The following is an 8,877-nucleotide window of genomic DNA, read 5'->3' as shown; positions in this document are numbered from 1 at the left end:
TTAGCCAGCGATGCCTGCGGCGGGCTGCGCCTACGCTACTGATAATTAAGCTAGTAGCCAATAGCCTGAAACAACGGATCTTCGTTGATACACATGATAGTCATTTTGTACAGTGCGTAAGTCCTAGTCATTGCGAATGTAGCAAAGCGAAATGAAGCAATCCCAGCCGCAAGCGAATTGCTTCGCTTCGTTCGCAATGACTGTAATTAATTTTGCGTGGTTACTTATATAATTTGATGCAAAGCCCCTTGTAGACATCGCACCAAGTTAGCATACAGCGACACTCTTGAGGATAGTCATCGGCCCTTGGGTTTTGAGAATCTCCATTTCTGCTGCATTTTTCACTAGTAAAGCACCAGCGAATCCTAATGAATTCACAGAGATAGACTGGAAATGCTCTTGCGATCGCGGTACAATCAACATCCATTCTCGTGTCGCTAGCAGATTGTAAGCACCAGTTCCCACAGAATGCAGCAAAGTATGATAAACTTCCAGTGTTGCTTGTCCCCCTGCAAATGGCGATCGTACCCAATGGGGATTTAATGGTGCGAAAGCGTGTACAAAAGGAAGTTTTGGTATTGCGTTGGTAAAGCCCACCGTTGGCGTAGCGGATGCACCAGAAGGTATCGATTCCTGAAATTGTGCTGCTGTTAGCAGAGGTTTAATAGGTATCTGCGGCCCCGAAGGTGCAAGTGGTAGTGGCACTAATTGCAAGTGCTTATGTCGCTGACTAGCACCTGCGGTTTTGCCACTGTTATAAAATGCTAAACCATCGAAATCAGCCAAACATGCCCACATAGCCGCAAAATCTTCCAGAGTCAGCAAGCTTTCCTGTTCCTCAAAGGCACGGGTGATGATTAGCAGGTGATAATCAACAACATTGAATTTATTTAAAATACATACATGAGTATCGGAGATATCCGCCACAAATAAATCTTCTTCGTAGGGCAAAAAAGGATTAAACTTTTGACCAGAAGTAGCAGATTGTTTTTCCTGTTTCTCCTTAGCTGCTTTTTTGCGATTCAGGTTAGACAAAATCCGCACTAAAAAGCGCACGCCCTCCTGTTCAACAAATTCAAATTCTGTCGGAATCGACAGTAGCGCCCCGCATTGCAAAGCATGTTCAGTTCGTTCTTTAACACTTGTCCATAAAGTGCTAGGTTTAAGTAAGATTTTCCCCTTTGCCATTTTTATTCCTTCAGGCATAGTGGTCTATCGCAAAAGTTTTGATAGGTGAAAAAGTTCGTAGTAAGGACTTTAGTCCTTGGCTTGAGCGCTAAAGCGCTCACTACAAACTCATCAGAATTAATGCGATAGACCAATAGTAGTGTGTCAAATATATTTTGACGGATATCAAGACATTTGAGAAACACAAAAAACTCTTTCCCCACTCCCTACTCCCCATTCCCCACTCCCCACCTTCACCCGTCATTTTTGGGTTGACAGACCAATAGTATAGAACACGCAGCGCGTGCGCCTCTATGAATGACTATATTCCAATATGTTTCAGTAAAATACTAAAGGTTTCATAACAACGCAATACCTCCGCAACAAAACTGTCACAAATAATATCTACATTAGTAATACATCTAAATATCCTTCCAGACAGCAATGCAAAACGAATCTCGCAATAGAGAACACCCATCAAATAGCATTTCACATAACACTGCTGAAGCCGAATACCGTAATCAAGCGCCCTGGAAAAAGGCTGCCGCCTCTCTATCGCTGGTGCTTCTGGGATCAGGTATGACATTGGCAGGCAGCTATATGGCTGGACATTCTCGGCAGGTGTCTGAGAGTGCATCTAATTTGGCAGTTAGTCGAGTAAATGCTGCTCCTCCATTACCAGCTGCCACAGATCCTAACTTTGTAACACGAGTGGTGCAAAACGTCGGGCCAGCAGTAGTGCGGATTAACTCTTCCCGAACAGTAAGAACTCAGATACCAGATGAATTTAACGATCCGTTTTTTCGCCGCTTTTTTGGTTCCCAATTGCCACAATCAGGAGAAAGGGTAGAACGGGGTACTGGTTCAGGTTTTATCATCAGTGCCGATGGTAGGATTCTCACTAATGCCCATGTGGTAGATGGTGCTGATACAGTGACAGTGACACTCAAGGATGGGCGCACCTTGCAAGGTAAGGTGTTAGGAAAAGATGAATTAACCGATGTCGCTGTTATCAAGGTTCAGGCAGAGAATTTACCTTCAGTAGCTTTGGGTAACTCAGATCAACTGCAACCGGGAGAATGGGCGATCGCGATCGGCAATCCCCTTGGACTAGATAATACAGTAACTACCGGAATCATCAGTGCCACCGGACGCAGTAGCAATCAAATCGGCGCTCCCGATAGGCGAGTAGAGTATATTCAAACTGACGCAGCAATTAATCCCGGTAACTCCGGCGGGCCCCTGCTAAATTCCCGTGGCGAGGTGATTGCCATGAATACAGCAATTATCCAAGGGGCACAAGGATTAGGCTTTGCTATTCCTATCAACACAGTCCAACGTATTTCCAGTCAACTAATAGCTACAGGCAAAGTAGAACATCCTTATCTGGGAATTCAAATGGTAGGGTTAACGCCTCAGCTAAAACAAAATATCAACTCAGATCCCAATAGCGGTTTGAGTGTGAATGAAGATGAAGGTGTATTAGTTGTGAAAGTTGTCCCAAATTCACCAGCTGCTAAAGCAGGGATACGTGCTGGTGATGTGATCCAAAAGCTTGGTGGGCAATCAGTCACAGATGCCAGCAGTGTCCAAAAGGCAGTAGAAAATAGCCAAGTCGGGGGCGATTTACGTATGGAATTACGTCGCAATGGGCAAAGTTTTAACATAGCCGTGCGACCTGGTGCTTTCCCCACACAAGTAGAGTAATTGCTGTGGTGAGCCGTTTTGAGTGATTTTTGAGTAATCATATCAGCTTCTGACTAAATTCAAGAAAACAAAGAAAGCTCAAAATAAAGCCGTTCTCTCATTAGTAGAACGGCTTTATCTATAGGTATATATTCAATACATTTCAAATTTTATGTATGACATTAGTCACGGTTTAACTAATTATCTGGAGTTCTGCTGAGATACGCGATCGCAAAGTTGCAACTGAATTTTAAGCTAGAGCCACTGCTGGTTGCTGCCAGCGTCCCACCGCCTTACCAATCACTGCTAATTCTTGCATCAAGTTATCGAAACGGTCTGGTGTCAGAGATTGGGGCCCGTCAGATAAGGCTTTAGCAGGGTTGGGGTGAACCTCTATCATCAGGGAATCTGTGCCAGCTGCGATCGCAGCCATTGCCATTGAAGGCACAAACTCAGACCAACCTACGCCGTGGCTGGGGTCAATCATAATTGGCAGGTGAGTCAGCTTTCGCAACACTGGCACTACTGATAAATCCAGCGTATTTCGCGTATACTGACGGTCAAAGGTGCGTATTCCTCTTTCACACAAAATTACATTGGGATTGCCAGATGCCAGAATATACTCGGCTGCCATCAACCAGTCTTCAATAGTAGCCGCCATTCCCCGCTTCAACAGAACTGGTTTCGGCTGCGCTCCCACTTTTTTGAGCAAGGAGAAATTCTGCATATTCCTTGCCCCCACCTGGATTACATCAGCAATTTCGGCAATTTTATCCAGGTCAGCAGCATCCATCACTTCTGTAATAATACCTAGTCCACTTACTTCCCGCGCCCTCGCCAACAAATCCAAAGCACTCTCGCCGTGTCCTTGGAAGGCGTAAGGTGAAGTCCGGGGTTTGTATGCCCCGCCGCGTAAAAATGTAGCTCCAGCGGCCTTGACGCGTCGTGCAGTCTCCACAATCATTTCTTCATTTTCTACGGAGCAAGGGCCAGCAACGACTATTAAAGGCTGGTGTTCACCAAATACCACCACTCCATTGGGAGTATTAACCACCACTTCCGAAGCTTCGCCGTGGCGGTACTGACGGCTAGCTCGTTTGTAAGGCTGCTCTACCCGCAACACCTGCTCAATCCAAGGGCTAAGTTCCTGAATTTGTAGTGGATCTAAGCTGGCGGTTTCACCTACTAAACCAATAACTACTTTGTGTTGACCAACAATTTTTTCTGGAGTTAGCCCCCAGCTAGTTAGTTCCTCATCAATGCGGTTTATTTCCGCCTCTGGGGAACCACTTTTCATTACTATAATCATGTGAAAGTTCCTGATTAGTAAAATTTTCTGTAAATTGACTAACTTTATTGTTGCTTATTAGTCTAATTACGAATAGTTAAAAACAAAATTTATTTACAAAATATAGCGCTCAGTCAGTATATTTACTGCTCAATATAGCGGTTCCCATCCAGATGCGGTACAACATTATATCGGGAGGTGTAGGGGCACAGCATTGCTCATACGTGTCAACTTAACGTAAAAGCTATGTCCCGCAAGGAACTGAAGTTCCTTGCTAATAGCGGAAGTCATCTGAAGATGACTAAATATAGCAAAAAATCTTTAGTCTACTTCAGTAGACTTTAGCTTTTAGCCTTGAACTTTAGTTCAAGGCGGGTGAGTCAGCCAACAGTTAAACTATTTATAGCTTAAGTTGACACCAATGAGCATTGCTGTGCCCCTAAGGGTGTACCTCACGTAAACGAGAACCGCTATAACTGGATACAGAGTATAAAAAATATTATTAATTAGCAATGTTGAAGTTATAAAATTTTAACTTCAACATTCACTTCTTCATTTACCCAATACCGCAGTTATCTAATACCTGAGCGACGTTAATTATGAGTTTTTTTGCCGAGTTTCGCGCCAAACTGCCACCATTCGTCCCCAATTGGTGTTGAACTCACCCAAACCCAGCAAGCTTCCGACTCTTTCTTCATCCCAAGAGGCAGAAAGAACGCCATAAGTTATCCCTAAAACCCCCAAACCAAATAATCCCATGTTCACCAATAACACAGCGATGGGAGGTAGTTGGATCTTAGAGTAGATAGCAAGCAGATAGCTGACAACCAGGGTGCTAATGCCCAAAGCTGTTGGTACACCACAGAACCCAGCTACTCGGCGGATCATACGCTGGCTGACTACTTGGGGAATAGCCATCTCTTGTTTGGTGTAAGACCGTTTTCTATCAGCCTGTTTGCCAGATTCTTGTGGCTGTGCTGCTGGTTTACTTTGAGTTTTTGCGGGTTTTTGGCGCTTTTTGTTTGGTTCAAAGGGCAAGCGACTGCGTTCAGATTCTTCAGCAGACATAAGCGGTAATCCCTATCCACGAATACCGAGACGAGCGATCAAAGCTTGATATTTTTCCCGGCTTTCCTGCGATATATAAGCTAGAAGACGCTTGCGCTGACCAATTAGCTTCAACAGTCCCCGCCGGGAAGAATGGTCTTTTTTATTTGCCTGGAGATGTTCGCTGAGGCGGTTAATGCGCTCAGTTAGCATGGCAACTTGGACATCGGCCGACCCAGTGTCGGTTTCGTGAACTTGGTAGTTGGAAATTATTTCTTGTTTCCGCAGTTGCGTCAGAGCCATGATCGATTCAATTTCTAGTTTTTCTAAATGTATGTAGCAGTCTCCCATAATATCACAGCCATCAAGGTGGATGTAAAATCATCTTTGCTGCTATGTCAGTTAATTGTCCATACAGCTTTAAAAACATCTAATAGAAAAATTGATTTACCGCCAGAAACTGAAGCATCTTGGGTAGAACAATTTGTGCGATCGCAGATTGTTCAACACTGAGAAGCCAAGGACGATCCCGAACACCTTTGCATTTCTTCACAGACTACAACTGCTAAACAAATATTTTGGCTGTATAGCTTGGCAAATCAGTAACTAAACTATCTTCTCCAACTTCAACTTCACGATTACCGAACCAATCTTGCCAACACTCAACAGTTGGGAAGTTTGGAATTTGATATCTAGTTAGATTCTGGTCGGAGAAATTTACCACGACAACCACACGAGAATTCTGCTCATCCCATCGGGTATAAGCCAGCACTTTATCATCGGCATTTTCGTAGAAAAACTCGATATTGTCACTTTGCAAGGCTAGATTCTGCTTGCGTAGAGCAATGAGTTTTTGATAATACTCAAATAAATTATGATTCTGGTCACCTGACAACAAAGACCAATTAATCTTTTGTGGCTTAGTTACATCTTCGCTTTTTTGCTGATATTCGCCAAACTCTTCTCCCATCCACAGCATTGGTATACCCATCGCTGTCATTAAGAGAACAACTGCTAACTTGGTTCGCTTAAATGCCTCTGCGTCAAAGATACCGCGATCGCCTAATTCTCGCAATAGACGTTCGCGATCGTGGGTTGCCAAATAATTTATCACATTGGTGGTAGTTGCATAACCCTGCCGCTTGGGATCTAAAATTTGTTTTAGTTGTTCTAATTCAAATGTTTCTCCACAAATATATGGAACTATAAAGTACCGAAAACTCTCATGCCAACAAGCATCTAATGGCCCATCTGGACTGACTACAGTGTTTGTATCGGGAATATGTTCAGCAATATTATAAAACTGCTTGGGTGCAGCATGGTTTTTCCCTTGCTTCGCCAGCCAGCCGAGAAATTCAAAGTTAGCCAATTGACGCACCGCATCAAAACGAATTCCATCAATGTGATACTCCTGAATCCAAAATTGCACTACATCCTCAACATATTTCCATGCAGGCTTAACATTTAACTTTTCATCATAATTATCATAGTTAAACTCTGGCCCCCAGTAATTATCTGGATCTTCAGGATAATGCATGTGTTCGTAATACCAGTAATTCCGGTCAATTAGCATTAAGGGGCATTCTTCATCTGTGTGGTTATAAATTCCATCCATAAAAACGCGAATACCTCTAGCATGACACTCATCTATTAATCGTTTTAAATCTTCTGTTGAACCATAACTAGATTCTGTAGCAAAGAAGTGGCGCACTTTATAGCCCCAGTTATAGTTACCAGGGTACTCATTAACTGGCATTAATTCAATTGCATTAACTCCCAATTCAACCAGATAATCTAACTTAGCAATTATTCCTAAATATTTGCCTCGTTTGTCAAGGTCAACCTGATCACCAGAAAAATCTGCAACGTGCATTTCATATATGACTAATTCACGATTCTCAGGCAATAGTTTTTCGTCGTGTTGCCAAATATAACTATCAATAATGCGTTGTCCATCTTTAATCCGCACTATGCTGCATTTTTCTGTTTCATTAACATCTGTTGCTTTAGGATCAATAACGTCTACCCATTCATCAACTGCAAAATTCGGGCTTTTGCTTTGAACGCGAAATTTATATTTATAAATTCCATCTTCCAGTTTTACTTCAGTGCGAAAATAACCATCTTCACTTTTTACCATTGGGATTTCTTTCCACTCAGAAAAAGACCCAATTAAAGCTGCTCCTTCGTTACGAGGAGCAAACAATGTAAAATCAATTAAACTTCCCATTTCCTATATCTTCCTGTCAGTAAGTATGAGAATACAAACATTGAGTAAGTGGGCAAGAATAAATCAAACTATGTTACGCAATGTAAAAGTCACTAGCTTCTCTCCTAGTAAGAGCTTCAGTCCTTACTACAAACCTTGAATTCTTCATAACCACTTACTTACCCCAAGCATACGGTTAGCACCTGCTAAGTAAATCGACCTTTCTCAGACCTTTTGAAAGGTTACTTCCTTGCGAATGACTATACATCTATCTTTAGTCAGTTTTACTTAAAAATAAATCTTGTGTTTTTAAATTTACTTGGTTTTGAGTTTTTTATAAAACAGAAGACTTGTTTTCTGTAGCTTCAATAAATGCCTCAAACTCACCGTTAGGCGTCCATTGAATAGCCCCATCTCGTCCTGTAAAAAATAGTTTGGTTTGGCTTTGATTTAGTTCAGATAAAGCTTTTGTATCAAAGTTGGCAGAAGAAGCGATCGCCACTTGTGGTTGCAGAGCAATAACTAAATCTTTTAATGACTGAGGGGCACACCATAACACTTGGGGACGAGGTAAACTCCCACTCTTAACTAGTTGCTGTACCTCTTTAGACTTGATATTACCTACTAATAACCAATTCTGATCTAAAATTTGCAATTGTAAAATAGGTAGTTGATCGTTGATTAATTGCGCCACTATTGAACCCGTTTTCACAGCTTGACCAACTGCTAACGGTTGGTAAGATCCTTGATACTTTTGTAGTTCTTGTTGAATTGCCTGAGTTGCAATTGAATTTTCTGGATTGGAGGAATATTCATAAAAATTTTTGATAGGTAAACGTTGCAGTAATTCCAACCAAGCATTACTTTGATTGCCTTGGAAATCAGTTGCGATCGCCCAATTGATTTTATTTACACCCTGCTGCTGCAAAAACGGTAGGATTGTGAATCTTCCTGTACCTTCATCGCCACTATTAATAACAGTTACAGTCCCTCTATCTTGAACAACTACAATTGGTTCTGTACCAGATTGTAATATCGTTATCCTAAACAATGTATTTGTAGAATGCCAAAGGGGGATGAATACTAAACCAATCGCAATCACATTAGCAAACCACCACCGCCGTTGCCACCAAGGCACTAGCCAAACCAAGATAATAAGTACATAAATCGCCAGAAGCTGCCAAGTAGATATACTACCTACAGCAACAGAATTTCCTGGCAGCTTGCTAAAAAATTCTACTAATTTAATTAGCCAATCAGTCGGGTAATGTAACACCGCAGCTAAAAAGCTTCCTGCTTGAGTCCAAATTAAACCCACTAAGGCACTGATGATTCCACCTATACTAATAATCGAAATTAATGGAGTACTAACCACATTCAGCAACAAAATATAAGATGGTACAACTCCAAAGACAAAAAGTTGCACAGGTAAAGTCCAACTAGTTGCAGCTAAGGGAACAGCAATCAAAGCTGCGATCGC

The 8,877-nt window shown here is 42.1% G+C and carries 9 protein-coding genes; 2 read left to right on the top strand and 7 right to left on the bottom strand.

Going from position 1 to position 8,877, the window contains the following annotated elements:
* Window positions 1–267: 267 nt before the first annotated feature.
* On the bottom strand, window positions 268–1,188 hold the full coding sequence (locus LC574_RS13640; RefSeq protein WP_229454022.1) for a phosphorylase: 921 nt from the start codon (window positions 1,186–1,188) through the stop codon (window positions 268–270).
* Between the two features lie 2 nt (window positions 1,189–1,190).
* Window positions 1,191–1,391, bottom strand: coding sequence for a hypothetical protein (locus LC574_RS13635; protein WP_229454021.1), 201 nt, complete (start codon window positions 1,389–1,391; stop codon window positions 1,191–1,193).
* Window positions 1,392–1,611: 220 nt separating this feature from the next.
* Here LC574_RS13635 and LC574_RS13630 point away from each other — a divergent pair, with 220 nt between their 5' ends.
* Window positions 1,612–2,874 (top strand): HhoA/HhoB/HtrA family serine endopeptidase, encoded by a 1,263-nt coding sequence (locus LC574_RS13630; protein WP_229454020.1) that lies wholly within the window; start codon window positions 1,612–1,614, stop codon window positions 2,872–2,874.
* Between the two features lie 229 nt (window positions 2,875–3,103).
* Here the strand turns inward: LC574_RS13630 and aroF are convergent, their stop codons facing one another.
* The 3 genes from aroF to rpsO all read right to left on the bottom strand — a co-directional run bounded on the left by aroF (window position 3,104) and on the right by rpsO (window position 5,491).
* The gene (gene aroF / locus LC574_RS13625; RefSeq protein ID WP_229454019.1) at window positions 3,104–4,162 is read right to left on the bottom strand and encodes a 3-deoxy-7-phosphoheptulonate synthase; all 1,059 of its coding nucleotides are present in this window, start codon (window positions 4,160–4,162) and stop codon (window positions 3,104–3,106) included.
* A gap of 576 nt (window positions 4,163–4,738) precedes the next feature.
* Window positions 4,739–5,209 (bottom strand): PAM68 family protein, encoded by a 471-nt coding sequence (locus LC574_RS13620; RefSeq protein WP_229454018.1) that lies wholly within the window; start codon window positions 5,207–5,209, stop codon window positions 4,739–4,741.
* Between the two features lie 12 nt (window positions 5,210–5,221).
* Window positions 5,222–5,491 carry a 30S ribosomal protein S15 gene (gene rpsO, locus LC574_RS13615; RefSeq protein WP_041565894.1) on the bottom strand — a complete coding sequence of 90 codons (270 nt, stop codon included), beginning with the start codon at window positions 5,489–5,491 and terminating at the stop codon, window positions 5,222–5,224.
* A gap of 27 nt (window positions 5,492–5,518) precedes the next feature.
* On the opposite strand from rpsO, the gene LC574_RS13610 reads away from it, so the two are divergent.
* On the top strand, window positions 5,519–5,701 hold the full coding sequence (locus LC574_RS13610) for a hypothetical protein (protein WP_229454017.1): 183 nt from the start codon (window positions 5,519–5,521) through the stop codon (window positions 5,699–5,701).
* A 52-nt stretch (window positions 5,702–5,753) separates the two neighbouring features.
* Here the strand turns inward: LC574_RS13610 and LC574_RS13605 are convergent, their stop codons facing one another.
* A complete protein-coding gene (locus LC574_RS13605) occupies window positions 5,754–7,418 on the bottom strand; it encodes an alpha-amylase family glycosyl hydrolase (protein ID WP_229454016.1) in 1,665 nt (554 codons plus the stop codon).
* A 313-nt stretch (window positions 7,419–7,731) separates the two neighbouring features.
* A partial coding sequence (locus LC574_RS13600; protein WP_229454015.1) for a ComEC/Rec2 family competence protein occupies window positions 7,732–8,877 on the bottom strand: 1,146 nt, incomplete at its 5' end.

Origin of the sequence: Nostoc sp. CHAB 5715 (assembly GCF_020829685.1) — a bacterium.
Classification (GTDB): Bacteria; Cyanobacteriota; Cyanobacteriia; order Cyanobacteriales; family Nostocaceae; genus Nostoc.
This window is presented reverse-complemented; position numbering and strand designations above follow the sequence as displayed.